Below are 25,507 nucleotides of genomic sequence, written 5' to 3' on the forward strand. Positions count from 1 at the left end.
TATAAGTTTTAAAAAGAGGAAAAATGAAAAGGAAGGAGAATATAATATAATAATTTCATTATATTCAAAAATTATTTCATATTATGAAAGGAGGAATCATAATGGAAAATCATGATAGGGATTTTCCGCTGGATCACGTACCTGAAAATGCTCGCGTTGGTCTTTTATCATTATCGGCAGTACTCCTGGGATTTACTTTTTTCAGTCCCACGATGATAGCCGGAGGAAAAGTTGCGGCAAATTACGGGCTAAATGATTTTATTAAAATCATGATCCTGGGAAATTTAATTTTAGGACTTTATGTGGCAATAATGTCTGTTATAGGGACTAAAACGGGCCTGACCTCGGTCTTACTTGCCAGATATGCCCTTGGAACGGCAGGCGCAAAATGGGCGGATATACTGCTTGGCGGAACCCAGCTCGGATGGTACGCTGTTTCCGCAGCTTATGTGGCGGAACTCTTCGTGAAGGCACTTAATATGAACGAATCCAGCTATATTTTTTGGGCAATATTTTGGTCGATCGTCATGGGAATAACAGCAGTATACGGATTTAAAGGAATGGAAATAGTTTCATATATAGCAATTCCTCTAATATTAATTCTGGCGGTTTGGACCCCAATCTTAGGCATTCAAAAAGCTGGTTCCTGGGCGGCACTCTCGCAGATAAAACCGGCTTCTAACATGAACATCACCACTGCGTTAACGGTAATAGTAGGAACCTTCGCTTCAGGGGGTACGCAGGTAACCAACTGGTCCAGATTTGCCAAAGGAGCGGGTGTTAGCTTTTTTGCTGCAATGCTGGCGTTTTTTATAGGAAACGGTCTCATGATTTTTGCGGGTGGAATAGGTGCTATCGCTTTTCAGCAGCCTGACCTGGTAGAGGTATTTTTACAGATGGGTATTATATTCTGGGCTCTTGTAATATTGACAATAAATATTTGGACAACCAATGACGCTGCAGCTTACGCCTTTGGGGTAGCAGGTTCGGAAATGTTCAATAATCCCAATAAAAAACCTTTCGTCATTGGCGGAGTTCTAATTGCAACTGTTTTAGCTGCTACCAGGATTTACAATTATTTTATTCCCTGGCTCGTCCTTCTTGGAATTTTCATACCACCCTTAGGGGGTACAATAATTGGAGATTACTTCTTTGTTTGGAAGACAAAATTGCCCAAGCTGGATACGGTTAATTTTAAGGGTTTAAGAATCGCAAATTTAATAGCCTATTTATTAGGAACTTTTTCAGCCTGGGTGGGGAATACTTACAATATTGGTATACCGCCGCTTCAGGGTATAATAGTGGCGGCGATAATGGTTCCTGTTGTAAATAAGATTTTCGAATTATTGGGGATTGATGATAAACACAAAGTAGTAGTTAAATAATAAATTAAAATAATTTTAAGGAGTGGCTTTTATTGTGCCACTCCTTTATTATTAAAAAAGGGAAAATAAAGATCGGTGTAGAATATAATAATGGGGTGTTACTATGGACATCAAATTTGAATTAAGATACAAGATCTGGCTTGATAGAAATGGAAAGGCCTTTGGGGACGGCCCTTTAGAATTATTGAAGAATATCGAAAAAAATGGATCGCTGTCAAAGGCTGCAAAGGAAATGAATATGTCTTACTCTCAGGCATGGAATTTATTAAATACCATTGAAAAGAGACTGGGAATAAAACTTGTTGTTAGTAAAGCAGGAGGAGAAAACGGGGGAGGATCGGAGGTTACGGATGAAGCAAAGGCTTTAATGAAAAAATATGAGGAATTCAGAGAAAAAGTGGACAATTCTTTGTGTAGTATTTTTAATGAAATTTTTAATTAATTATATTATTAAGTAATAAAAATATTTTATATTTGGGTTATAAACTAAAAAAATAACTATTATGATAAAATTATATAGATTTAAAGTATCCGCAATTATAAAATATTAAACTGCATAATTGTTTTTTTATGATATCGTTATACTTTTAAAAATATAGCGAAAAAAGGAGTGCTTAGAATGAAAATATTACCTGTGGAAAAAGCAGTGGGAATGATATTATGTCAGGATGTCACAAAGATAGTGCCCGGAGAGTTTAAAGGAAGGGCATTTAAAAAAGGGCATATTATTAAAGAAGAAGACATCCAGGAATTGCTTAAACTCGGTAAGGAACATGTCTATGTCTGGGAAGCGAGGGAAGGCGAAATTCATGAAGATGAGGCGGCAATAAGGATTGCAAGGTCTGTTTCCGGAGAAAATGTTGTTTTTGATGAACCTTACGAAGGAAAGTCTTCTTTAAAATCTGCAATAAAAGGATTATTAAAAGTAGATCAGGAATTACTATATGAGATTAATTCTGTTGACCTGGTAACTGTAGCTTCCTTACCCGATAATTTTACCGTTGAAGAAGGGCAAAAAATTGCCGGGGCCCGGGTAATTCCGCTTGTAATTGATGAAGAGATTATTAAAAAAGTTGAAATGATATGCAGTGAAAGAAAAATTTTCAATGTGAAACCTTACAGGAAAATGAAAGCCGGCATAATAACAACCGGAAGTGAAGTATATAAAGGACGGATTAAAGATAGATTTGGCCCTATAATGATAAAAAAGCTCGAATATTTCGGTGCGGAATTTTTGGGACAGATCTTTTGTCCGGATGATGTCAATTTAATTATTAAGGGAATCAATGAGATGCTCGAAAAAAATGCAGAAGTGGTGATTTTAACGGGGGGTATGTCGGTGGATGCGGACGACCTTACGCCAAAGGCAATAAAAGAATGCTCTGAACATGTAGTAACTTACGGAGCGCCCGTTCAACCTGGGAATATGTTTATGCTGGCTTATAGAGGGAATAGTGCTTTACTGGGGGTCCCCGGATGTGCTATGTATCACAGAACCACAATACTGGATGCTATTTTACCCCGCATTTTCATTGGTGAGAGGCTAAAGAAAGAAGATTTTATAAAAATGGGGCTTGGAGGATTATGTCAGGGATGTGAAGTGTGCAGGTATCCCAATTGCTATTTTTGCAGGTAATTTTTATTTAACAAATCTAGCTCTGGGCGTAAGAGGTGTAAAATAGTGTTGAATAGAAAAAAAAATATATTTATTACAGGGAAAAGACGGGTAGGCAAAAGTACAATTATTGATAAGGTAATTAATAAAATTGAATTAGAAATTAGCGGATTTAAAACAAAACCTTTTTTTAATTCTTTAGGAGAAGTTGTAGCCTTTACTATAAATTCAGCAAGTAATGTAGACTGTAAAGAAGAACCACAATTTATAGCAAAGAAAATAGATAAAAGGAAATGGATGGCTCAACTACAAACTTTTGAAACATATGGAGTAGAATTGCTGAGAAAATCTTTATATGACGAATCTAAAGTTATAGTAATGGATGAAATTGGGTTTTTTGAGGCTTCTGCATGTAATTTTCAAAAAATGATAAATGAATGTTTGTCTTCAGAAAAGGTTGTATTTGGTGTAATAAAGCCAATACCCCTTCCTTTTATAAAAAAAATAAAAAATAGAGAAGATGTTGTTATATATGAGATTACAAAAGATAATAGAGAAGAAGAATTCGAAAAAATTTTGAAAGACCTAAGGGAAGTGCTAACAAGTGTTTGATTGGAATAGTGAAAGTATAAGATGGTTTGAAGAAGCTGCTGAACATACAAGGTTTTATAAAGACATTGTAAACTTGACTAAAAATTATATTAGAGAATGTGATACTGTATTAGATATAGGGTGTGGTACGGGCAGACTGTCTATCGAATTATCTAAAATTGTAAAACAGGTATATGCGATTGATATTAGTGAAGAAGTCATAAACTATCTCAAAGAAAAATGCAAGAAAAATAATATTAATAATCTCTATACATTTATCGGAGACTGGAGAAATTTAAATATAGATATAGAAAAATTTGATGCAATTTTTATGTGTTATATGGGTTGTATTTATGAAGAGTTAGAAAAGTTAATGTTAATGACTAAAAAATTTTTAATAATGATACTCCCTGAAGATAATAAAACGAACACGTTTTGTTTAAATAATTTTATATCTGAATTTAAAAAGGAAATTAAGGATACAGCAAAAGAATATATAAGTTTTTTATTAAAACAAAAAATAGAATTTATAGCAATAGATCATGAATGTGAGTTTGGACAACCTTTTACCAATCAACAAGAATTGAAAAAATTTATTTATTACTATTATGGGGGAGATGTATGGAAATTAGTTGAAAATATTGTAGATAAGATATTAATTAAAAAAGAAAGTGGATATTATTTACCAAATATTAGAAAAAGTAAAATTATCATAATAAAAAATAGGGAGGAATAAAAATGGGGATAAAAAATTTTACGCTTATGGATCAAAAATTAGTATCGTTAATTGCGGTTATTTCTATTGTAACAAAACCGATAATAACATCTTTTTCATCTTTAGTTACCACGTCATTACACGTTCCTGCAGGAGTAATTGGTGGATTTTATTACATGTTTTGGCTGATTTTCACATTTAAATTAATTAATAAGCCGTTCTCTATAATTTTACTTTGTGTCTTGCAAGCTGTTCTTGCTGTTTTATTAAATAAAATATTCATATTAAAAGCATTAACTTATCTACCCCCGGGTATTGCTGCAGAAATTATTTTGATAAGTGGAAATAAGTATAAAAATAGTATTTTAGTTGATATATTAGCAGCTGCTTTAGCAAATGTAAGTGGTGCAGTTTTTTCATTTTTATTATTTTTCGGTAAAAATGCCGGAGCTTTATATATAACATTAATAATATCAGCCTTATCAGGTGGTATGGGAGGAGTTTTAGCAAATATATTAGGTCAAACAATACAAAATGGAATATATAAAAATGTTTTGGAAAAAAAATCTTCGTAAGTAAAAAAATTTTTTAATAGCAAGAAAATAGAATAACATTATACTTTTTTTCCTGCACTTTCATTATTGCGGCACTTAATACTGCCCACGCGCAAATATGTTCTGCAGTTTTAAATTTGCTCATATCTTTAAACCAATTTCAGCTATTATTGCTGCAGCCGTTTTATTTATACAAGGAATTTCATCTAACTGCTCAATTTGCCTTTTGAATTTCTCAAGTTCAGAATTAATATTTTCTTCTATTTTGCGGAGGTGTTCATAGGTTTCGTCTTAAACTTTTTTGAAACTCAAAATCTATTTTCATCAATGGTTGTGTTTTACTAAAGATGGATGGTTAAGTAAAAAATAACTAAAAATTATTAAAAATGGAGGTAAGTATGAAAAACATTATTGTTTTATTCATTGCTTTTTTCAGGGTAGGAGCTCTAAGCATAGGAGGAGGATATACTTTAATACCCCTGATTGAAAGGGAAGTGGTTTTTAATTACCACTGGCTTACAAAAGATGAGTTTTTGGAGATATTGGGTATTACCCAGGGAATTCCGGGAGCTATTTCTATGAAGTTTGCTACTTATACCGGTTATAAAGAAGCGGGAATTTTGGGGGTTCTTGCGGCAAATTTAGGTATTTTACTCCCTCCTGTAATAGGAGTAATGTTATTGTATTCGGTTTTTAATAAGTTATCGGTAAATTCGGGCTTTAAGACCTTTTTAACAGGCATTAAATTTGGAACGATTGGACTTCTCCTTGCCTTTGCTATGGAAATGGCAAAATCAGCCAAATGGGGGTTAAACGGTGTACTAATTTTAATTCTGTCGTTTTTAAGTTTATATTTTAAAATTCATCCTGGACTTGTAATAATTTTGAGTGGATTGTTTGGATTGGTAATTTTATAAAAAATATTTAAATGAGATTTTATTCACAAATATTAAATTTTCGATTTTAGTTTAATTTTAAATATAAATTGTAAGTTTAATATTTGTATATAATTACTAAAGGTATTGTGACATTTTTATAGAATAAAAATGATTGAAGAAATTATTATGTACTAAAAAAGTAGCGGGAGGAGGGCTATTTTGATAAAAGCTGTTGAGTATATTAAGCCGAAGAGTAAGGAAGAAGCGGTAAACGTATTGAGCGTGCCGGGCAGTAAAGTATTAGCGGGTGGAACAGATTTGCTGGTCAATATGAGGAACAAGGTTATTTCGCCTGAAGTTCTCGTTGATATTAAAGGTATTGAAGATTTAAAAGGAATTAGGGTAGAAAATGACAAACTTTTTATCGGAGCTACCGTTACCATAAACGAAATAGTTGAAGATGAAAAGATTGAAAAAAAATACCCAATTCTTAAAGAGGCCGGTAGCGTTTTGGCCTCCTATCAAGTCAGGAACAGAGCTACGGTTGGAGGAAATCTTTGCAATGCTTCTCCGGCTGCGGATATGGCGTCACCGTTGTTGGTCTTACAGGCGAAAGCGGTTATTTACGGAAAGGAAGGAATAAAGGAACTTCCTTTAAAAGACTTTTTCGTAGGTGTAAAAAAGACTGTCTTAAAACAAGACGAAATATTGGTAGGGATATCTATACCCGTAAGTGATGGGCAAGGTAAGTATTACAAAAAATCCAGGATAAAAGGGCATGACCTGTCAATCGTAGGAGTGGCAGGATACAGGATGGATGATTATTTGTACTTCGGCATAGGAGCATGTGCTATAACTCCAAAGCTCATAGAAGTAGACGTTAAAGGCCTTTGTAAAGAGGAAGCCATCAAAGTTAGCAAAGAAAAAATATTAAGTGAAGTAAATCCAATTACCGATATAAGGGCTACAGCTGAATACAGGCGTGCAATGCTTGAAGTTTTTGTTGAGAAGATTGTTAATGAAATTATGTAGATAGGGGTGAAAAAGGTGAAGGAAATTACCGTTACCGTAAACGGAGAGAAATATACGGTTAATGTGAAAGAAAACAAAACCCTTCTTCAGTTTTTGAGAGAAGATTTATTTTTAACAGGAACCAAAGAAGGTTGTGGGGCGGGAGAATGCGGTGCATGCACGGTGATAATGAACGGAAAAGCGGTTAATTCCTGTTTGGTTCTTGCTGTAGAAGCCGATGGTGCAGAGATAATCACAATAGAAGGAATTGCTAAGGACAGCGAATTATCAAAGATTCAAAAAGCGTTCATAAAACATCAGGCTTTTCAGTGCGGTTTTTGTACCCCCGGTATGATAATGTCGGCAAAAGCTTTACTCGATAGAAATCCAAATCCCTCCGAAGAGGAGATTAAGGAAGCAATTGCCGGTAATTTATGCCGTTGTACCGGCTATTTCCCGATTATAGATGCCATTAAGGATGTTGCTGAAGGGAGGATTGAACAATGAGCTATATTGGTAAGGGAATTCCAAGGGTAGAAAGCTTTGAAAAGGTTACCGGAATAGCAAAATATGTGAATGATTTAATGCTTCCCGGTATGCTATATGCAAAAATGCTTTTGAGCCCCCATGCCCATGCCAAAATTAAGAGAATTGATGTAAGCAGGGCAAAGGAGTTGCCGGGAGTAAAGGCGGTTCTTACCGGCGAAGAATTGAATTACAAGCAGGGTCTTTACCTTAGAGATAAAGATATTCTTGCGAAAGGCAAGGTAAGGTACCAGGGAGAACCTGTGGCAGCGGTAGCCGCGGTAAGTGAAGAAATTGCAGAACAGGCAATTTCCCTTATTGAAGTGGAATACGAATTACTGCCTACCGTGTTCGATCCTGTGGAAGCTATAAAGAAGGACGCACCTCTCGTCCATGAAGAGTTAGGATCGTATGAATTCATGAAAGGTGTATTTCATCCTGTACCCGGTACAAATATTGCCAACCATCATAAACTGAGAAAAGGCGATGTAGAGAAAGGATTTAAAGAATCCTATAAGATAATTGAAAACGAATTCAGGATGCCACAGGTAGCGCATGTTCCGATGGAAACCCATGTTGTAATTGCTGAATGGCTACCCAATGATAGGATAAAAGTTTATACCTCCGCCCAATCTCCTTTTGCGGTAAGAAATTTAATGAGCGTTACCTTGGGAATACCCCATGCCAGGATTGAAGTAGAGGTACCGTACCTCGGAGGAGGGTTTGGAGGCAAGGCCGGAATCCATTTAGAACCTCTTACAGCACTTCTTTCCAAAAAAGCGGGAGGAAGACCTGTAAAATTAGTAGCTAAAAGGGAAGAAGAGTTTAATACACTTCCCTGCCGTCAGGCTCTGGTAGCAAGAATAAAAACAGGTGTTTCCAAAGAGGGTAGAATTTTAGCACAGGAAATAACCTATTACTGGGATGCCGGTGCCTATGCTGACTATGGAGTAAATATCGGCAGGGCAGCTGGATACTCCGGAGCCGGTCCTTACGACATAGAAAATGTAAAGTTAGATTCTTATACAATTTATACCAATCATGTATTCGGAACTGCTTATCGCGGATTCGGTCATGTAGAGTTCATGTGGGCTATTGAGAGACAGATGGATATGGTGGCTCATGAGATCGGAATGGATCCCTATGAATTCAGAATGAAAAATGTTTTAAAGCCGGGTTCAATTACAATTACCGGTGAAAAAATAAGAGAAAATACGGGTAGGGTAGATAAATGTTTGGAATCTGTTGCCAAGGAGATAGGCTGGAGTAAAAGGAAGACTGATGAAGAAAGAAAAGCTGAAATAGCTAACGGAAAGATAACCGGTAAAGGGTTGGCTGTATTGCATAAAGCGCCTGCCATGCCTACTTTTACCTCTTGCTCGGCTGTTGCAAAATTTAATGATGATGGTACAGTAAGTATTTCTGTTAGCGGAACCGATATGGGACAGGGAACTTATACCGCTCTTGCTCAAATTGCAGCGGATACGTTGAAAATGCCCGTAGAAAAGATAATTATGGTTTGGGATTGCGATACCAAGACCGATCCCTATGACTGGCAAACGGTCGCGAGTCGATTCCTGTTTATGGGTGGAAATGCGGTAATTAGAGCATGCAATGATATGATCGAGCAGATGAAGGAAGTTGCCTCTGCTGTCTTAAGAGCACCTAAGGATGAATTAGAGATAGGCGATGAAAGGGTCTATATTAAACATAATCCCGATGAATACGTAACTTATAAAGAATTAGCCCTTGGCTACGTATATCCAAACGGAAATGCAATCGGAGGACCTATTATAGGAAGAGGCAAATATATTGCTCAAGGTTTGACAATTTTGGATCCCGAAACAGGTCAAGGCTTACCTGCAATTGACTGGACCTATGGTGCTCATGGGGTAGAAGTTGAGATCGATATTAAAACGGGAGACTTGAGAATAAAGAAGATTGCATCCACATTTGACGTTGGCAAGGTAATAAATAAACTTTTGGCTGAAGGGCAGGTAAAAGGCGGCGTTGTTCAGGGAATAGGAACTGGGTTATTTGAAGGTTATATCTACAATAAAGAAGGAAAATTATTAAATAATTCCTTTACCGATTATAAAATACCAACAGCAAAGGATATTCCGGACGAAATAGTGACCGATTTTGTAGAAACCCCGCAGTTAGATGGTCCTTACGGAGCAAGAGGTGTTGCGGAACATCCGATGATCAGCGTTAACGCCGCAATTGCTAATGCTATATATGATGCAATTGGGGTAAATATCAACGATCAGCCTCTCACCTCAGAAAGAATTTGGAAAGCTCTAAAAGAAGCGGGATTAAATTAATATAAATTAATACATCTAATCAATAAAATAGGAGGAAAGTAAATGGCAATTGTTGAAAAAAAAGTCATAGCAGTTGAAAGGGGCCCAATTAGAGCAGGAGATTATCTACCCTTGTATCAACTGCTGATTTTAGGGTTGCAGCACACTTTTACCATGTTCGGTGCGACCGTGTTAGTTCCTATTTTAACGGGTTTTGATGTGGGAGTTTCACTTTTAACCGCCGGAATAAGCACGTTATGGTTTCATTTTATAACCAAGGGAAGGGTGCCCGTATTTCTCGGGTCATCCTTCGCCTTCATTGCTCCTTTAGCATTAACCGTACAAAAATATGGTGTTGCAGATTCTCTCAGCGGTATAATCGCAGCTGGTCTTTTATATGTGATAATGTCATTTTTTATTTATAAGCTCGGACCTGAATTTATTGAAAAAATATTTCCTCCTATCGTAACTGGTCCAATTATTATGGTGATTGGATTGTCCTTAGCTCCTGTTGCAATACAAAATGCCAGCACCAACTGGGCGATAGCCTTCATTGTTTTGATTACGGTTATTATCGTAAATATTTTTGGCAAGGGAATGATTAAGTTAATTCCCGTTATTATCGGACTGGCAGTGGGGTATTTTGTTTCTTTGTTAATGGGGGTTGTTGATCTAAATCCAATATATAATGCGAAATGGTTTTCATTTCCCACTATCACGCTTCCAAAATATAATCCTGCTGCAATTGCAATAATTGCACCCGCAGCAATAGCACCTATAGTAGAATTAGTAGGTGATATTTTGGCAATTGGCGCAACGGTGGAAGAAGATTTTATAAAAAATCCGGGAATCCACAAATGTATGTTTGCAGATGGTACCAGCACGATTATTTCCGCATTTTTTGGAGGGCCTCCTAAAACAACGTATTCGGAAAACACGGGAGTTCTTGCACTTACCAAGGTATGGAAACCACAGGTAATGTGGGTTGCATCTGTATTTGCTATAATTCTATCCTTTATTCAGAAACTTAGCGCAGCGATTAGCACCATACCGAATGCGGTAATTGGCGGAATTTCAATAGTTTTGTTCGGAATGATTGCAAGCATAGGAGTAAGGACCGTAGTAGAAAATGATATTGATTTTACCGATTCAAGAAACTTGATAATTGCCAGCGTTATTTTGGTATTGGGAATTGGAGATGCTGTTATTACAATTGGGAATGGGCTTGAACTGGGTGGAATGGGATTAGCAGCGATAGTAGGTGTTATCTTGAATCAAATTTTACCTAAAACAAAATAAATTTATTTGCAGATGAAAACCGCTTTTAGGTTTCATGTCCTAAAAGCGGTTTTTAAATAGTAATATTTATAGTAAAATATAATAAAACCTATTTTTATATTCATGCAACATATAAATTATCTCATATTTGTAAAGATAAAACAAAGGTAAGTTAAATTTAAAAAAGAATAGTATAAATAGAAAAGTATAAAAAGTATCACAAAAAAACAATATTTTAAAAATAACCATTAAATAAATTTTTTAAGGGGGTTGATAATTTTTAGCAGTTAATATCAAAAAATATTATTAGGAGGGTGTTAAATGGCAACAAAAAATGGACAAATTCGTGGCCCTGTAAGGGCAGGGGATTATTTACCCTTTCACCAGCTATTAATACTGGGTATCCAGCATACTTTTACCATGTTCGGAGCCACGGTACTGGTGCCTCTTTTGACCGGCCTTGATGTCGGTGTAGCACTTTTTACAGCAGGTATAGGGACATTATGGTTTCATCTCGTAACTAAAAGAAAGGTTCCGGTATTTTTAGGTTCATCCTTTGCATTTATTGCCCCCGTTGCTCTGGTGGTAAAACAATACGGTATACCTGCAGCTCAAGGAGGAATCATTGTAGCCGGTCTTTTATACTGTGTAATGGCTGCCTTTGTTTATTTCTTGGGTCCAAGCTTTATTGAAAAATTGCTTCCTCCGGTAATTACCGGTCCTATTATAATGGTTATAGGATTAACCCTTGCTCCAGTAGCCATTGGGAGCGCAAGCAAAAACTGGATAATAGCTTTCATAGTGCTTCTAACCGCCATAATTATTAATATTTACGCCAAAGGTTTTATCAAGCTTGTTCCTGTTATAATAAGCTTAATAGTTGGTTATATTGTTTCGGCTATTGCTGGAATTATTAACTTCGAACCGGTTCTCCAGGCTCCATGGATTGCCGTTCCGAAATTCACATGGCCGGTCTTTAATGCCGCTGCTATTGGTTTAATTGCTCCCGTGGCGGTAGCTACTATGGTAGAGCATGTAGGTGACGTACTTGCTGTAAGTGCAACGGTAGAAGAAGATTTTATTAAAGACCCCGGGCTTCACAGGACGATGATCGGTGATGGTATAGGTACAGCTCTTGCAGGACTTTTCGGCGGGCCTGCAAACACTACTTATTCCGAGAACACCGGTGTACTTGCTTTAACGAGGGTATGGAAACCTGAGGTTATGAGAATTGCTGCATGTATGGCTATACTCCTATCCTTTATTCAAAAGGTAGGAGCGGCTATAAGGACCATCCCCGAACCGGTAATTGGTGGAATTTCAATAGTGTTGTTCGGTATGATAGCAAGTATCGGTGTAAGAACCGTGGTAGAAAACCAGGTGGATTTTAAACAGCCGAGAAATCTAATAATCGCGAGTGTAATCCTGGTGCTGGGTATCGGTGGAGCAGTAATAAATATCGGATCTTTCAAAATGGGCGGCATGGGTCTTGCTGCACTGGTAGGGATTATTTTAAATCAAATCCTACCGAGAAGTGAAGAATCTGCGGAGTGAAAAAAACAGGGCGGGTAAAAACCGCCCTTTTATAATCTTTCAGGAGGTCTTATGATTATAACTGAAATACTTGATTTAAAAGAAAAAGAAATGATTTCGGCGGTAGGCGGAGGGGGAAAAACCACTTTACTTTTTAATCTTGCTCTTGAGCTTTCAAAGGTGGAAAAAAAAGTGTTGTTAAGCACAACTACAAAAATTTATTTGCCTGGGCCCGAGAGAGATTTTAAACTAATATTGGGTGAAAAAGAAGAGATTTTGGATAAAATCAAAGCGGAAAAAAATTTAATTGTAATAACGGGTAAACGAATTGTGGAAGAAAATAAACTTGAAGGTTTAGATAAGAGTTTTTATAATAAAATTTTTGAAAAAAACATATTTGATTATATCCTAATTGAAGCGGATGGCTCTAAAAGAAAGCCGATAAAGTTTCATGCATATTATGAACCTGTTATTCCCGAACTTACTACAAAAGTAATAGGTATAGTGGGACTTGACTGTATGGGAGAAAAATTGGACAACCAAATATTCCACAGGGCTGAAGACTTCTGCAGAGAATTCGGTTATAAAATAGGGGATAATATTGATGAAAAAATGGTAGCCGATTTAATAATTAGTGGAAAGGGTCTTTTTAAAACCTCACCGGATGACTCAGAAAAAATTCTTATCTTTAATAAAGCGGATAATCCCCATAGGCAAAGCTGGGCAAATAAAATTATAAAAGAAATTAAAAAAAGAAGTGATAATTTATCTTTAGCAAAAATACTCATTACTTCTTTTGATAAAAATATTTTTATGACGGACAATGGAGGTAAGTCATGAAAATTTATGCGATAATTCTGGCAGGTGGCGAAGGTAAAAGAGCAGGAGGTAATAAACTTTCGAAAGCAATTGATGGGAAACCAATGCTGCAGTGGGTTATCGAAAGTGCTAAAGAGGCAGATTTTGAAGGTATAATTCTTGTTTCGGGGAAGGAAAAAGATTTCTGTGAAGAATTATCAAAGATATATAATATTACTCATGTCTACAATGAAAATTGGAATTTGGGTATGGGGTATACATTAAAAAAGGGTGTTGAAAATCTACCGAAGGATGCGGATGGATTTGCAATTCTTCTGGGGGATATGCCATACATAAAAAAGGAAACCTTAAATGCTTTAATAAAAGAATTTTCGAATCATAAGGAAATAATAATACCAACATTTCAGGGGAAAAAAGGTCACCCACCGATATTTTCAACTAAATATGTACAAGAGGTGAGCAGGGTATTTAAAGATATGGGAGCAAGAGAGGTGATCAAAAATCATCAGGAAAAGGTAAAATTTATCGAAGTTAAGGATGAAGGAATTCTAATAGATATTGATACATTTAATTCAAATTAGGAGGGTTAAAATGAATATTTTTGCTGAAGCCTTAAATGCCGACAGAGAAGGTAAAAACTTTGCGATTGCGACAATTATTAAATCGGAAGGATCGGCACCGAGACATGAAAATTCAAAAATGATCATCTTTGAAGATGGAAGTATTAAAGGTACTGTGGGTGGTGGAATTCTCGAAAAAAAGGTAATTATGGAATCATTAGAGTGCATTAAAAACGGGAGATCAAAAGTATTAAAGTTTGTTTTAGACAGTAAAAAAGAAAATTCCCTACCAATGATATGCGGCGGGGAAGTTGAGGTATTTATAGAAGTTTTTAAAAAGAGGGCGAAACTAATTTTAATTGGTGGAGGACATGTTAATTTTGCTATATATAATTTTGCAAAACATCTTCATTTTGACATAGTTATTATTGATGATAGAGAAGAATGGGCTAATAAGGAGAGATTTCCGGAGGCAGAAGTAATTGTTGATAATATTTCCAAAGCATTAGAAGGATATTCAACTGACCCCAATACCTTTATTGTAATTGCTACAAGAGGGCATCTTTTTGATAGGGAAGCTCTAAAAATAGCGATTAACAAAACTGCCAAATATATAGGAATGATAGGCAGCAGGAAAAAGGTCAAGGAAACCCTTGAGGCATTGAAAAAAGAAGGTATTGAGCAGGAAAAATTAAACCGGATATATTCACCTATAGGTCTTGATTTGGGCGCTGAAACACCTGAAGAAATAGCTATTAGTGTTCTTGCGGAAATTTTAAAGGTAAAAAATAATACTACTGGAAATTCTATGAAATTGGAAGGAGAAGCGGAATGAGCATTTATAAAATTAATAATACAAAAATTTTAATCCGGGGAGCGGGGGATATCGCAAGCGGTATAGCCTACCGCTTATTTATTTCTGGATTTAAGGTAATAATGACTGAAACAGAACATCCAACTTCAATTCGAAGAAAGGTCTGCTTTTCCGAAGCAATTTACGATGGAGAAAAAGAAATTGAAGGAGTAAAGGCAATTTTTTCAAAGGATCCTGAGATGGCCCTGCTAGCAGCAGAAGAAGGTAAAATTCCGGTATTGATTGACCCTGAACTCAAATATTTAACTTACATTAAGCCCCTTGCTCTTGTAGATGCAATTGTTGCAAAAAAAAATCTGGGTACAAAAATGGAAATGGCAGACATCGTGATAGGGGTAGGGCCAGGATTCGAGGCGGGGAAGGATTGCCATGCGGTAATTGAAACTAAAAGAGGACATAATCTGGGTAAGGTTATTTATTGTGGAAGTGCTGAGGACAATACCGGAGTACCGGGAGAAATTATGGGTTACGCTCAGGAAAGAGTGCTTTATGCCCCTGCCTCCGGCAAAATAAAGGTTTTAAAAGATATAGGTAGCCTGGTAAAAACCGGCGAGATAGTGGCAGTTATAGGCAATGTAGAAGTAAAAGCCAGGATAAATGGTGTTTTAAGGGGCGTAATACGGGACGGATTTGAAGTATATGAAGGTTTAAAAATAGGAGATGTGGATCCCACTGGAATTGTAGAAAATTGCTATACCATTTCTGATAAAGCGAGAGCTGTAGGAGGCGGAGTATTAGAAGCTATATTATTTTTTATGAATCAAATAATAAAAAATTAGAACATTTATTGTGATAATTTAACAAAGGAATAGCTTTGACAATATCGAATTTCTTATTCAGCAAAGAAATGGAGAATTAATATGATTTATATTACTGCATCTGCCGGAAAAAAAGCACTGAGAATTTTAAGTTCAAGGAAAAAAGGTAAAATTCACAGTGTTTTTAAAAATGCCATAAACATTCTGTTTGATAATGAACTGATTGGTATTGTAAAAAAAGATGATTTTTTAAATTTTTATAATATATCTATTAGCTTTACCGGTAATTTTGAAACCTTGCCGCTGAGTTTTGAGGGATCCACGGTACATTTTCATGACGATATTTTGTTTTTTAATAATACCCCATTTTTTTACGTTTATGATATTAATATTTTTAACCCTTTTTGCTATTTTTCTGAGCATTTAAATGAAAAAAATTTATCTTATGATAAAAAGTCATTGCTTTCAAAGATATCTTTATTGGAATCGATAGCAAATGAAGAACTTTCTAAATACGATGACTTAACTTTGGCGGTAAGAAAAAAAATCGTAAACTTAGAGGAAGAAGAATTGTCTTCGATGATTGGTTTGGGACCGGGGCTTACTCCGGCTTTTGATGATTTTTTAAGCGGTTATATGATGGCAAAAAATTTTATGTCTTTCTTAATAAAAAAGCAAATTTTTCGCGCATTTAAAGAAAACCTGAAATTAATAAGGAAATCAAAAAATAAAACCAACATTGTCAGCTATCAAATGCTAAAAACAGCGGCAATGTTTGGAGGTCCCAAACTGGTCATTGATTTGCTTATAAGCCTTTTTCATCCTGATGAACTCGGGTCTATAGAAGATAATTTTCATAAATTGCTAAAAATCGGAGCTACATCGGGATGCTTTTGGGCTTTAGGAATAATAGATGGCATTAAGAAATTCAAGGAGGTGTAATCCGGTATTCCGGGGAAAAATGGTAAAAGAAATAGTGATTAAAAAGAACTCCTTTTTTGATTCGGTCATGTTAATGACAATTTCAAGAGAAGTGAAAAACATCGAAGGGATAAAAGAAGCTGTAGTTGTAATGGCAACGGATTTTAATAAAGAAACCCTAAAAAATGTAGACATGATAAATGACGAAGTGCTGGAAGCTACGCCTAATGACTTAGTAATTGCAATTAAGGCGGAAAATGAACAAAGTATTGAAGTTGCTAAAAATAAAGTAGAAGAAATGTTAACAAAAAGAACTCAGGCTCAGGGAAGTGAATACAACCCGAGGAGTCTGGAAATGGCATTACAGATGATTCCAGATTTAAACGTGGCATTAATCTCGGTACCCGGTATATATGCAGCTGAAGAAGCGAAAAAAGCTTTAGAAGCCGGGCTTCATGTAATGCTTTTCAGCGATAATGTTTCTCTGGAGGATGAAATAAAACTAAAGAATATTGCCCGGGAAAAAGGACTTTTAATGATGGGGCCGGACTGCGGTACGGCAATAATAAATGGGGTTCCCTTGGCCTTTGCAAATAAAGTTAAGCGGGGGAAAATTGGAATTGTCGGAGCCTCCGGAACAGGGACACAAGAGGTTTCTTCAATAATTACAAGACTTGGAGGAGGGGTTTCTCAGGTAATAGGTACGGGTGGCAGGGATTTAAAAGCTGAAGTCGGTGGAATAATGATGACAATGGGAATAGAAGCCTTGATTGAAGATGATGAAACCGATTGTATAGTTCTTATTTCAAAACCACCCGCAAAAGAAGTAATGGAAAGGGTCCTGGAGAAAATAAAAAATACTGATAAAAAAGTTATTGTACATTTTATTGGTGCGGATTTGTCCTTTGCTGAAAAATATGGATTGGAAACTGCATCCACACTGGAAGAGACTGCATTTAAAGCTTACGAAGCATGCTACGGGAAAATTGCAAAGTTGCCTGATGAAGAAGAGGTAAGAATCGATATAGAAAAAATTAAAAAGAGCCTTAGTGCCAATCAAAAATACATCAGGGGACTTTACTCGGGAGGAAGCCTTTGCGATGAGGCAATGGTTTTAATGAAAAAGAGATTCCCGAGAGTATATTCTAACATTGCCTTAACTGAAGAGGAGAAACTTCCTTCAAAGGATCAAAGCATACAGCATACGGTAATTGATATGGGGGATGATGAATTTACCCGCGGTAAACCGCATCCCATGATAGATTATACCCAGAGGGTGGAGAGGATTTTAAAAGAAGCAGAATCCGAAGAAGTAGCGGTTATCTTACTGGATGTGGTTTTGGGTTACGGTGCTCATAAGGATCCTTCTTCGGAATTGGTACCTGCTATTCAAAAAGCACGGGAAATTGCTTTGAAAAAAGGCAATAATATTATATTTGTTATTTCTCTTTGTGGAACCTACGAAGATCCACAGGATTATAGAAAGCAGAAAGAAGAATTAGAAAGAGCCGGGGCGATAGTGACAACTACTAATAAAAGAGCAGTAGAGATAGCCATGGCAATTGTTGGGGATTAAATTCAAGGAGGTGACGTTATTGTCCAGGATTAACGAACTTTTTAAAAAGGAATTGAAGGTTGTAAACATTGGAATAACCGGTTTCAGAGATGATTTAAAAAGTTTGAAGGTGCCGGTAATCCACGTGGAATTCAGGCCTCCTGCAGGAGGTAATACAAAACTATTATCCATACTTAAGAAATTAAAATAAAGTTTTAAAGGAGGAAAACAAATTGGTAGACATTGAAAGAGCAAATCAAGAAGCGGTTCAGAGATTTTTAAACAGCCAACCCGTTCTTGTAGGTATCGGAAAGGCTTTAGATGTAATTCCAGGCATGACTCCTAAGACAATTTTGCATGCCGGTCCACCGGTTACATGGGATAGGATGTCAGGCCCCTTGAAGGGAGCTATAATCGGGGCTCTGATATATGAAGGACTGGCACAGGATGAAAATCAAGCTATAGAACTGGCAAGCTCTGGAGAAATTATTTTTGATTCCTGCCACCACCATAATGCAGTAGGTCCGATGGCGGGTGTTACATCACCATCAATGCCGGTTTTTATAGTAGAAAATAAGACCTACGGTAACAAAGCTTACTGTAACCTGAATGAAGGTCTTGGAAAGGCATTAAGATTTGGCGCTTACGGGGAAGATGTCATAAAAAGATTGAAATGGATGGAAGAGGTACTCGGTCCTGCCTTAAAAGAGGCTCTGTCAATAGTAGGTGAAATCGATGTAAAAAACTTACAGGTTCAGGCTCTAATGATGGGAGATGAATGCCATAACAGAAATAGAGCCGGTACATCTCTGTTTTTAAGGCAAATTGCTCCCGGGCTTGTTAAAAGCAGTCTTCCAAAGGAAGATGTGGCAAAGGTATTTGAATTTATCAACGGAAATGACCATTTCTTCTTAAATTTATCAATGGCTGCATGCAAAGCTACAGCAGACTCTGCAAAGGGCATAAAAGGAAGTACGATGGTTTACACAATGGCGAGGAATGGAACGGATTTTGGCATCAGGGTAAGTGGGCTTGGAGATAAATGGTTTACCGCACCTGCAGAAAAAATTAGAGGTCTTTATTTCCCTGGTTTCGGACCTGAGGATGCAAATCCGGATATAGGTGACAGCGTAATTTCTGAAACAATAGGTATTGGTGGCTTTGCAATGGCCGCAGCACCTGCAATTGTACAATTTGTAGGCGGTACGGTTAAGGATGCCATTAATTATACCCAGAGCATGTACGAAATTACGCTAACTGAAAACAATGCCTACAGGATCCCATACCTTGATTTTAAAGGAACCCCAACCGGCATAGACATCAGAAAGGTTATCGAAACGGGAATATTACCAATAATTAACACGGGAATAGCCCATAAAAAACCGGGAATTGGTCAGGTAGGGGCAGGATTGGTAAATCCCCCAATGAAATGTTTTGAAGATGCGCTTATTGCCTTTGCTGAAGAGTATAACATTGAGTAAAAGTTTTGTAGGAAATACTAAATTTATCAATTTAAATTATGAGGAGGTAAAATAACAATGAGTTTTTTAGAAAAAGTAAAAATGTATGATTTAACACAACCTTTAAGTCATCTTACACCACCATGGCCCACTTATGAACCACTGCAAATCAAATTTTTCAAAAGGCTTGCTCCAAATGGAGCCAACGGTCAGCTTATTACTACCAGTAACCATGTGGGCACCCATTTAGATGGCGAACTACATTTTTGCACAAATGGAAGGGATATAGCAAGTCTTCCTCTTGATTTTCTTGTAGGACCCGGTGTCGTAGTTGATGTAAGCGATATAGCTGAAGACTATGGAATTTACACTTCTAAAGACATAATGGAAAGAGCGGATGTCAGAGAAGGAGATATTTTAATAATTCACACAGGCTATCATCATTATGCCTGGGACCAGCCAAATGCTGATGAAATTAAATATATGATTAAACATCCGGGACCAACCATGGAATTCGCCGAATGGTGTATTAAAATGAAGATTAAATGGATCGGAGTTGACTGCGGTTCTGCAGACCATCCAATGAATACGAAAATTAGAGAATGGATGCCCAACCAGGCAAAAGAGGCGGATGCATATCTTAAAGAGAAATACGGGAAAGGTTTAGATGAATTCTTCCCCGCAAACCACTACCAGTTAATGCATATTAAACTTTTCCCTTATGGAATTATTCATGCAGAGAACTTGGGCGGAGACATCGATAAGCTCTTGAATAAGAGAACCGTTATTGGCTGCTTCCCGTGGAGATTTGTGGGTGGAGAGTCTTCAATTTGCAGAATTGTAGCCTTCCATGAGGAGTAGGGAAAATATGACTAAAAAGAGAGTAGTAATTGCACTTGGCGGTAATGCAATACTTCAACCCGGACAAAAAGGCACCTTCGAAAGTCAATTGGAAAATATTAAAATTACCGCAAAACAGCTGGTAAGCCTCGTAGAACGGGGCTACCAGCTCCTTATAACCCACGGAAATGGCCCACAGGTTGGTCAGGTGTATTTACAGCAAAAAGCAGCCGAAAAGGAAGGAATTCCTTCAATGCCCCTTCATGCATGTGGTGCGTTTACTCAAGGATTATTGGGTTATATGATACAGCAATGTTTGTTTAATGAAATGAAAAAAGCGGGTTTAAAAAACAATGTGGCAACGGTTGTAACTCAGGTATTGGTATCGAAAGATGATCCGGCTTTTAAAAATCCTACGAAGCCGATAGGACCCTTTTATTCAGAAGATCATGCTAAAAAAGCGATGGAAGAATTTGGCGAAGTATGGAAGGAAGATAGCGGAAGAGGATGGCGAAGGGTTGTTCCTTCTCCTGAGCCGCAGACCATTATAGAAATAGACGCTATTAAAGAACTATTATCAAAGGGTACCATTGTTATAGCCAGCGGTGGTGGCGGAATACCTGTGTTTTTGGATGAAAATGGGGAGCTAAAAGGAATAGATGCGGTAATAGATAAAGACTTAGCTGCCGAGAAAATGGCGGAAGAAATAGATGCGGATATATTTGTGATTTTAACCGATGTTCCTTATGTGGCTATAAACTACAAAAAACCCGATCAAAAAAATCTAATGAATATAAAATTGGAAGAAATGAAAAAATTTTATGACGAAGGACATTTTAAAGAAGGTAGTATGGGACCAAAAGTAAAGGCTGTACTGAAATTTGTGGAAAATAAAAAAAGAACGGCGGTAATTACATCTCTTGACAATGCTTTACAGGCAGCAGAAGGGATTTTCGGTACGGTGGTAAGTCCATAAGGTTATAGATTAAGGTGGTGTCTTTTTATGAAAGAATTTACTGTTTGTGGAGTACAAATTGCTCCAAAACCAAACGATATATCGTATAATGTGGGAAAAATAAAGGAATGGGCTAAAAAGGCAAAGAAACTGCATAACCCTGATCTGATAGTGTTTCCGGAATCTGCCACCACAGGTTTTACTCCCAATATGCCAATTTCAGAATTTTACAATCTAATAGATCCAATACCTGGAAAAGTAACGGAAGAAATGGAAAAGCTTTCTAAGGAATTAGATGCCTATCTTGTTGTTCCTATGTATGAAAAGGGAGAACAGCCCAATGTGGTATATAATAGCGCGGTCGTAATTGGACCATCGGAGGGAATTATCGGTATTTACCGCAAGACACACCTTTTTCCTACGGAAAGGTTAAGCGCGGGCGGATGGTCAACCCCTGGAAAGGAAGCCCCCGTTTTTGAATTGCCTTTTTGCAAACTTGGAGTGATGATCTGTTATGATGGAGATTTTCCGGAATTAGCAAGAGAGCTTGTAGTTAAAGGTGCAGAAGTTATAGTAAGACCCTCCGCACTTTTAAGAAGTTTCGATATTTGGGAGTTAACAAACAAAGCCCGGGCCTACGATAATCATGTATATTTTGTAGCCGTAAATGCGGTGGGACCTGATGCAGGAAACAACTTTTATTTCGGACACAGTATGATTATAAATCCCATAGCGCAAAAACTAGCTCAGGCGAGAGGTACCGAAGAAATAATTTATGCGAAACTCGATCCAGACCCAATTAAATACGTCACATATGGTGCTAGCACACCTATGATCTTTGATCATGTAGAAGACAGAAATTTGGAAGTTTATAAAAATATTATGAAGAAATCAAAATGTCCTTTTGAACCTGCAAAAAGAATACCTTACTAAAACCGCCAATTTGGCGGTTTTTTTGTTAATAAATTTTAAAGCAAAAAAAAGGATAATTTCACTTTTTGTCGAAATATAACAAATAGATCATCCTAAGTGGGGGAATAAATTAATGGATAGGATTGGCATTACGGTCAAAGAAGTGCTGGAAAAAAGACTTTTAGGAAATGCCGAACTGATTGCGGGGAAATCGGGTATTAATCGGGTAATTACAAGAGTTAATATAATGGAAGTTCCTGATATAATTAACTGGGTAAAGCCGGGGGAATTATTGTTAACTACTGTGTATTCTATTAAAGATGATTATGATGCTCAAAAAGCTCTTATACCTGCGCTTAATTCTAAAGGATTGGCAGCAATAGGCATAAAACCGGGAAGATATATTAAAGAAATTCCTGAGGCCATGATTCAAGCAGCTGATAAATTAGGGTTTCCATTATTCAAATTACCGCTGGAGGCTTCATTTTCGGATTTAATGCTACCTATTCTTCACGAAATATTTGATAAACAGGCAAGTTTTTTACAAAGACTTGATGAAGTTCACGGGAAATTGATGAATATCGTTATAAATGGAGGAGGGCTTAAAGAGATAGCAGTAACCCTTTCTGATTTGCTAAAGGCCAATATTATGATAAAAGAAGAAGTTTTTGGCAATTTCTATTATAGTAGCGATGAAATGAGAAGTAAATATAACGATGCCGTGATTAAACTAATTGGCAAAAAAAATGGAAGTTTTGAATATGAGATAATGGAAGTACAGAATGGTATTGGAACATTTTTTATAATAAAAGTTCCCATAATGGCAGCCGGCCAAAATTATGGAGAAATTTATGTTTTTAAAGAAAAAAACGATATAACAAATTTTGAGATTAATATTATTGAAAGAGCATCTACGATCTCAGCTTTTTACTTGATTAAGGAAATAGCAGCAAAAGAAGTAGAGATGAGGTACCGTTCAGGCTTCATAGATGATTTATTATCTTTTGATGCCGATAAAAGAAGTATTTCTGCTGAAAGAGGGGCGATTTTTGGCTTTGATGCTTCAAAACAATATACGGTAATTTTGCTGGAGATAAAAAAGATAGAAAAAGAACTAAAAAACATCAACGAAAACTCGGAACTTGTAAGATTGAAGAATAGAATTATTAATATTTTGAACAATCTACTTCAAGAAAAAAATGCAATAATTACCACAAAATTAGATACCATGATAATTCTTTTACCTGTCCCGGATAAAATCAGTGATGCAGAAAGCAGAAATTACACAAAAAAATATTGTTATGAAATACTGAAAAAAATTAAGGAGAGTCTGCCGGATATAACTTTGATAATTGCTATTGGAAGATTTTACAGAAATATAACTGATATATATAAAAGCTACCAGGATGCACGAAAAGCATTAATGATAGGCAATGTTTTGCAAAAATACAATGAGGTGATTCATTTTGACGATCTGGGTATATTTAGATTGCTGTATCAAAATGCCGAGGAAGACGAATTAATAAAGTTTTACAATGAATATATAGATCCTATTGTCAAGTATGATGAAAAACATGGAACCGAACTTTTAAAGACCTTAGAAGCATATTTTAAATGCAATGGCAACTTAAAACAAATTTCTAAAGATTTATTTACTCATTATAATACTATTATTTACAGAATACAAAGGATTCAGGAAATCCTGGGAGTAAACCTGGAAAACGCGAGGGATAGGTTGAATTTGGAAGTAGCTCTGCAGATCTATAAAATTTTAGACAGAAAACAAATAAGCGATAACCCTCGTTAAAAAGCTATCGAGGGTTATCGCTTTTTATATTTTTAAATTATTTAATCTGCTAAAAGCAAAAGGATCAGTATTAAGAAAATCAAAAAAGCTTTTCTATCGTTAAAGCAATTAGGCATATTTTCACCTCCGTATCTCCTTTTCCACTTTTATAATATTCATTACCACTTTTTTTTGATACGTCTTGTAGACTGGATTTTCCTTATATTACAAGAAGGATTTTTTATTTTTTTATTGAATATTAATGTATTGTGTTTAAATACAAGAAATGAAAGGAAATGATGCAATGGATAATAAAATTTTAGGAAAAGCAGGTGAAGATTACGCGAAGAAATATTTGATCAGCAGAAACTTTACTATTTTGGCTACAAATTATAGGTGCAAATTTGGAGAGATAGATATTGTAGCAAAGGATAAAGAAAACAATATAGTATTTTTTGAGGTAAAAGCAAGAAATTCGGATAATTTTGGAAGAGGGTTCGAATCTGTGGATTTTTTTAAACAGCAAAAAATAAGAAAAACAGCACTAATTTTTTTAGGCGAGAATAAACAATATTTTAATTCTATAAGATTTGATGTTATCGATATTCTGGTTAGCAAAGGGAAAACTCTCGATCTTTTGCATTTTGAAAACGCTTTTTGATTAATAAATTAATTTTATATACGGTAAATAAGTCGATATTTCTCAAGGGAATATCGGCTTTATATTTTTTTATAAGTTTTTTGGTTACGAGTTTTTTTATGTATGAATATTTAATTTTAAATTGTTATTGTAACAATAATTATTTTGTATTTTTTACAGGTATATATTGAATAAACAATCATAATTTTGTATAATTATAAATCATATTTTTTACAATTGTTTGAGGAGGTATTCAAAATGTTTTCACCTCACGATGTAATTCCAACCCTTGAAAAGTATATTTTGGTGGATGGTTATCCCATTGTAATTGATTTAGAAAAATCTTACGGTAGCTACATTGTGGACGCTAAGGATGGAACCGATTATTTAGACTTTTATTCCTTCTTTGCATCATCCCCGTTGGGTTTAAACCATCCAAAACTTGCCAACGAGGAATTTAAAGAGAGAGTCTTCAGAGCTGCTGTCAATAAGGTGGCCAATTCGGATATGTATACGGTGGAAATGGCTCAGTTTGTAAAAACATTTATGGAGGTTGCCGCACCGGAAAGTTTCAAACATCTTTTTTTAATTGACACCGGTACCCTGGCGGTAGAAAACGCATTAAAGGTCGCTATGGACTGGAAGGTAAGGAAAAACATTGATAAAGGTTATAAAGAAAGCGCTCAGAAGGGAACCAAGGTTATACACTTTAAGGAGGCTTTTCACGGAAGGTCGGGTTATACCCTTTCCCTTACAAATATCTTTGATCCGAGGAAGGTTATGTATTTTACGAAATTTAACGATTGGCCCAGGATTACAAATCCCAAGATTGTCTGGCCTTTAGAAAAGCACTTAGATGAAGTGAAAAGGGCGGAAAATGAGGCAATAAACCAGATTAAAAAAGCTATTGCCGAAAACCCCGATGATATATGTGCGATAATAATTGAAACCATCCAGGGTGAGGGAGGGGACAACCATTTCAGGCCGGAGTTTTTCAGGGCACTTAGGGAGATATGCGATGAGAATGAGATAATGCTAA

26 protein-coding genes and 1 pseudogene are annotated in these 25,507 nt (G+C 36.2%); 26 read left to right on the plus strand and 1 reads right to left on the minus strand.

Translation table 11 applies throughout. The features are described from left to right. The first annotated feature begins 101 nt into the window (after positions 1 to 101). The 6 genes from codB to ATZ99_RS05240 all read left to right on the plus strand — a co-directional run bounded on the left by codB (position 102) and on the right by ATZ99_RS05240 (position 4,881). The gene (codB, locus tag ATZ99_RS05215; RefSeq protein WP_222927077.1) at positions 102 to 1,385 is read left to right on the plus strand and encodes a cytosine permease; all 1,284 of its coding nucleotides are present in this window, start codon (positions 102 to 104) and stop codon (positions 1,383 to 1,385) included. 103 nt (positions 1,386 to 1,488) lie between these two features. Further along, a complete protein-coding gene (locus ATZ99_RS05220; RefSeq protein WP_068748179.1) occupies positions 1,489 to 1,827 on the plus strand; it encodes a winged helix-turn-helix domain-containing protein in 339 nt (112 codons plus the stop codon). 177 nt (positions 1,828 to 2,004) lie between these two features. Next, positions 2,005 to 3,021 carry a molybdopterin-binding protein gene (locus ATZ99_RS05225; protein ID WP_068748180.1) on the plus strand — a complete coding sequence of 339 codons (1,017 nt, stop codon included), beginning with the start codon at positions 2,005 to 2,007 and terminating at the stop codon, positions 3,019 to 3,021. 45 nt (positions 3,022 to 3,066) lie between these two features. Further along, entirely contained in the window at positions 3,067 to 3,612 is a 546-nt protein-coding gene (locus ATZ99_RS05230; protein ID WP_068748181.1) for a nucleoside-triphosphatase, read from the plus strand. Then, on the plus strand, positions 3,605 to 4,327 hold the full coding sequence (locus ATZ99_RS05235) for a class I SAM-dependent methyltransferase (protein ID WP_068748182.1): 723 nt from the start codon (positions 3,605 to 3,607) through the stop codon (positions 4,325 to 4,327). The genes ATZ99_RS05230 and ATZ99_RS05235 overlap by 8 nt, the downstream gene beginning before the upstream one ends. Before the next feature lie 2 nt (positions 4,328 to 4,329). After that, positions 4,330 to 4,881, plus strand: coding sequence for an ECF transporter S component (locus tag ATZ99_RS05240; RefSeq protein WP_068748183.1), 552 nt, complete (start codon positions 4,330 to 4,332; stop codon positions 4,879 to 4,881). 44 nt (positions 4,882 to 4,925) lie between these two features. On the opposite strand, the pseudogene ATZ99_RS11605 reads toward ATZ99_RS05240, so the two are convergent. Beyond that, positions 4,926 to 5,151: pseudogene (locus tag ATZ99_RS11605) on the minus strand (transposase); the annotation flags it as partial. Between the two features lie 107 nt (positions 5,152 to 5,258). Here ATZ99_RS11605 and ATZ99_RS05245 point away from each other — a divergent pair. The 20 genes from ATZ99_RS05245 to ATZ99_RS05335 all read left to right on the plus strand — a co-directional run. Continuing rightward, entirely contained in the window at positions 5,259 to 5,777 is a 519-nt protein-coding gene (locus ATZ99_RS05245; RefSeq protein WP_068748184.1) for a chromate transporter, read from the plus strand. Between the two features lie 180 nt (positions 5,778 to 5,957). Beyond that, on the plus strand, positions 5,958 to 6,770 hold the full coding sequence (locus tag ATZ99_RS12125) for an FAD binding domain-containing protein (RefSeq protein ID WP_068748185.1): 813 nt from the start codon (positions 5,958 to 5,960) through the stop codon (positions 6,768 to 6,770). Positions 6,771 to 6,785: 15 nt separating this feature from the next. Beyond that, complete coding sequence (locus ATZ99_RS05255; protein WP_068748186.1) at positions 6,786 to 7,256, plus strand: (2Fe-2S)-binding protein; 471 nt, start codon at positions 6,786 to 6,788, stop codon at positions 7,254 to 7,256. Next, positions 7,253 to 9,598: a xanthine dehydrogenase family protein molybdopterin-binding subunit gene (locus ATZ99_RS05260; protein ID WP_068748187.1), complete on the plus strand. Its 2,346-nt coding sequence runs from the start codon at positions 7,253 to 7,255 to the stop codon at positions 9,596 to 9,598. The genes ATZ99_RS05255 and ATZ99_RS05260 overlap by 4 nt, the downstream gene beginning before the upstream one ends. A gap of 42 nt (positions 9,599 to 9,640) precedes the next feature. Further along, positions 9,641 to 10,876: a uracil-xanthine permease family protein gene (locus ATZ99_RS05265; RefSeq protein ID WP_068748188.1), complete on the plus strand. Its 1,236-nt coding sequence runs from the start codon at positions 9,641 to 9,643 to the stop codon at positions 10,874 to 10,876. Positions 10,877 to 11,176: 300 nt separating this feature from the next. Then, entirely contained in the window at positions 11,177 to 12,409 is a 1,233-nt protein-coding gene (locus ATZ99_RS05270) for a uracil-xanthine permease family protein (protein ID WP_068748189.1), read from the plus strand. Positions 12,410 to 12,460: 51 nt separating this feature from the next. Continuing rightward, positions 12,461 to 13,228, plus strand: coding sequence for a selenium cofactor biosynthesis protein YqeC (gene yqeC / locus ATZ99_RS05275; RefSeq protein ID WP_068748190.1), 768 nt, complete (start codon positions 12,461 to 12,463; stop codon positions 13,226 to 13,228). After that, positions 13,225 to 13,788, plus strand: coding sequence for a nucleotidyltransferase family protein (locus tag ATZ99_RS05280; protein ID WP_068748191.1), 564 nt, complete (start codon positions 13,225 to 13,227; stop codon positions 13,786 to 13,788). The genes yqeC and ATZ99_RS05280 overlap by 4 nt, the downstream gene beginning before the upstream one ends. Before the next feature lie 10 nt (positions 13,789 to 13,798). Beyond that, positions 13,799 to 14,602 carry an XdhC family protein gene (locus ATZ99_RS05285; protein ID WP_068748192.1) on the plus strand — a complete coding sequence of 268 codons (804 nt, stop codon included), beginning with the start codon at positions 13,799 to 13,801 and terminating at the stop codon, positions 14,600 to 14,602. Further along, a complete protein-coding gene (gene yqeB, locus ATZ99_RS05290) occupies positions 14,599 to 15,420 on the plus strand; it encodes a selenium-dependent molybdenum cofactor biosynthesis protein YqeB (RefSeq protein WP_068748193.1) in 822 nt (273 codons plus the stop codon). Before ATZ99_RS05285 ends, yqeB begins: the two co-directional genes overlap by 4 nt. A gap of 81 nt (positions 15,421 to 15,501) precedes the next feature. Then, the gene (locus ATZ99_RS05295; RefSeq protein ID WP_068748194.1) at positions 15,502 to 16,341 is read left to right on the plus strand and encodes an oxamate carbamoyltransferase subunit AllH family protein; all 840 of its coding nucleotides are present in this window, start codon (positions 15,502 to 15,504) and stop codon (positions 16,339 to 16,341) included. Positions 16,342 to 16,360: 19 nt separating this feature from the next. After that, the gene (gene fdrA / locus ATZ99_RS05300; protein WP_068748210.1) at positions 16,361 to 17,896 is read left to right on the plus strand and encodes an acyl-CoA synthetase FdrA; all 1,536 of its coding nucleotides are present in this window, start codon (positions 16,361 to 16,363) and stop codon (positions 17,894 to 17,896) included. A gap of 10 nt (positions 17,897 to 17,906) precedes the next feature. Then, on the plus strand, positions 17,907 to 18,086 hold the full coding sequence (locus ATZ99_RS11610) for a fdrA domain protein (RefSeq protein WP_342669109.1): 180 nt from the start codon (positions 17,907 to 17,909) through the stop codon (positions 18,084 to 18,086). Between the two features lie 22 nt (positions 18,087 to 18,108). Next, on the plus strand, positions 18,109 to 19,356 hold the full coding sequence (locus ATZ99_RS05305) for a YlbE family protein (RefSeq protein WP_068748195.1): 1,248 nt from the start codon (positions 18,109 to 18,111) through the stop codon (positions 19,354 to 19,356). 57 nt (positions 19,357 to 19,413) lie between these two features. Next, positions 19,414 to 20,196 carry a cyclase family protein gene (locus tag ATZ99_RS05310; protein WP_068748196.1) on the plus strand — a complete coding sequence of 261 codons (783 nt, stop codon included), beginning with the start codon at positions 19,414 to 19,416 and terminating at the stop codon, positions 20,194 to 20,196. Between the two features lie 7 nt (positions 20,197 to 20,203). After that, positions 20,204 to 21,151 carry a carbamate kinase gene (gene arcC, locus ATZ99_RS05315; protein WP_068748197.1) on the plus strand — a complete coding sequence of 316 codons (948 nt, stop codon included), beginning with the start codon at positions 20,204 to 20,206 and terminating at the stop codon, positions 21,149 to 21,151. 27 nt (positions 21,152 to 21,178) lie between these two features. Next, complete coding sequence (locus tag ATZ99_RS05320; RefSeq protein ID WP_068748198.1) at positions 21,179 to 22,063, plus strand: carbon-nitrogen hydrolase family protein; 885 nt, start codon at positions 21,179 to 21,181, stop codon at positions 22,061 to 22,063. A gap of 112 nt (positions 22,064 to 22,175) precedes the next feature. Then, positions 22,176 to 23,849: a PucR family transcriptional regulator gene (locus ATZ99_RS05325; RefSeq protein WP_068748199.1), complete on the plus strand. Its 1,674-nt coding sequence runs from the start codon at positions 22,176 to 22,178 to the stop codon at positions 23,847 to 23,849. Positions 23,850 to 24,132: 283 nt separating this feature from the next. Further along, on the plus strand, positions 24,133 to 24,489 hold the full coding sequence (locus ATZ99_RS05330; protein ID WP_083947361.1) for a YraN family protein: 357 nt from the start codon (positions 24,133 to 24,135) through the stop codon (positions 24,487 to 24,489). A gap of 237 nt (positions 24,490 to 24,726) precedes the next feature. Continuing rightward, on the plus strand, positions 24,727 to 25,507 hold a 781-nt coding region (locus tag ATZ99_RS05335), incomplete at its 3' end, for an aminotransferase class III-fold pyridoxal phosphate-dependent enzyme (RefSeq protein ID WP_157074719.1).

The sequence above is a fragment of the Thermovenabulum gondwanense genome (assembly GCF_001601575.1).
In the GTDB taxonomy this organism is placed as follows: Bacteria; Bacillota; Thermosediminibacteria; order Thermosediminibacterales; family Thermosediminibacteraceae; genus Thermovenabulum; species Thermovenabulum gondwanense.

Coding starts and splice junctions, on each gene's coding strand:
- codB (WP_222927077.1), top strand. CDS start 102: ATGGAAAATCATGATAGGGATTTTCCGCTGGATCACGTACCTGAAAAT.
- ATZ99_RS05220 (WP_068748179.1), top strand. CDS start 1,489: ATGGACATCAAATTTGAATTAAGATACAAGATCTGGCTTGATAGAAAT.
- ATZ99_RS05225 (WP_068748180.1), top strand. CDS start 2,005: ATGAAAATATTACCTGTGGAAAAAGCAGTGGGAATGATATTATGTCAG.
- ATZ99_RS05240 (WP_068748183.1), top strand. CDS start 4,330: ATGGGGATAAAAAATTTTACGCTTATGGATCAAAAATTAGTATCGTTA.
- ATZ99_RS05245 (WP_068748184.1), top strand. CDS start 5,259: ATGAAAAACATTATTGTTTTATTCATTGCTTTTTTCAGGGTAGGAGCT.
- ATZ99_RS05260 (WP_068748187.1), top strand. CDS start 7,253: ATGAGCTATATTGGTAAGGGAATTCCAAGGGTAGAAAGCTTTGAAAAG.
- ATZ99_RS05265 (WP_068748188.1), top strand. CDS start 9,641: ATGGCAATTGTTGAAAAAAAAGTCATAGCAGTTGAAAGGGGCCCAATT.
- ATZ99_RS05270 (WP_068748189.1), top strand. CDS start 11,177: ATGGCAACAAAAAATGGACAAATTCGTGGCCCTGTAAGGGCAGGGGAT.
- yqeC (WP_068748190.1), top strand. CDS start 12,461: ATGATTATAACTGAAATACTTGATTTAAAAGAAAAAGAAATGATTTCG.
- ATZ99_RS05280 (WP_068748191.1), top strand. CDS start 13,225: ATGAAAATTTATGCGATAATTCTGGCAGGTGGCGAAGGTAAAAGAGCA.
- ATZ99_RS05285 (WP_068748192.1), top strand. CDS start 13,799: ATGAATATTTTTGCTGAAGCCTTAAATGCCGACAGAGAAGGTAAAAAC.
- yqeB (WP_068748193.1), top strand. CDS start 14,599: ATGAGCATTTATAAAATTAATAATACAAAAATTTTAATCCGGGGAGCG.
- ATZ99_RS05295 (WP_068748194.1), top strand. CDS start 15,502: ATGATTTATATTACTGCATCTGCCGGAAAAAAAGCACTGAGAATTTTA.
- fdrA (WP_068748210.1), top strand. CDS start 16,361: ATGGTAAAAGAAATAGTGATTAAAAAGAACTCCTTTTTTGATTCGGTC.
- ATZ99_RS05310 (WP_068748196.1), top strand. CDS start 19,414: ATGAGTTTTTTAGAAAAAGTAAAAATGTATGATTTAACACAACCTTTA.
- arcC (WP_068748197.1), top strand. CDS start 20,204: ATGACTAAAAAGAGAGTAGTAATTGCACTTGGCGGTAATGCAATACTT.
- ATZ99_RS05320 (WP_068748198.1), top strand. CDS start 21,179: ATGAAAGAATTTACTGTTTGTGGAGTACAAATTGCTCCAAAACCAAAC.
- ATZ99_RS05325 (WP_068748199.1), top strand. CDS start 22,176: ATGGATAGGATTGGCATTACGGTCAAAGAAGTGCTGGAAAAAAGACTT.
- ATZ99_RS05330 (WP_083947361.1), top strand. CDS start 24,133: ATGGATAATAAAATTTTAGGAAAAGCAGGTGAAGATTACGCGAAGAAA.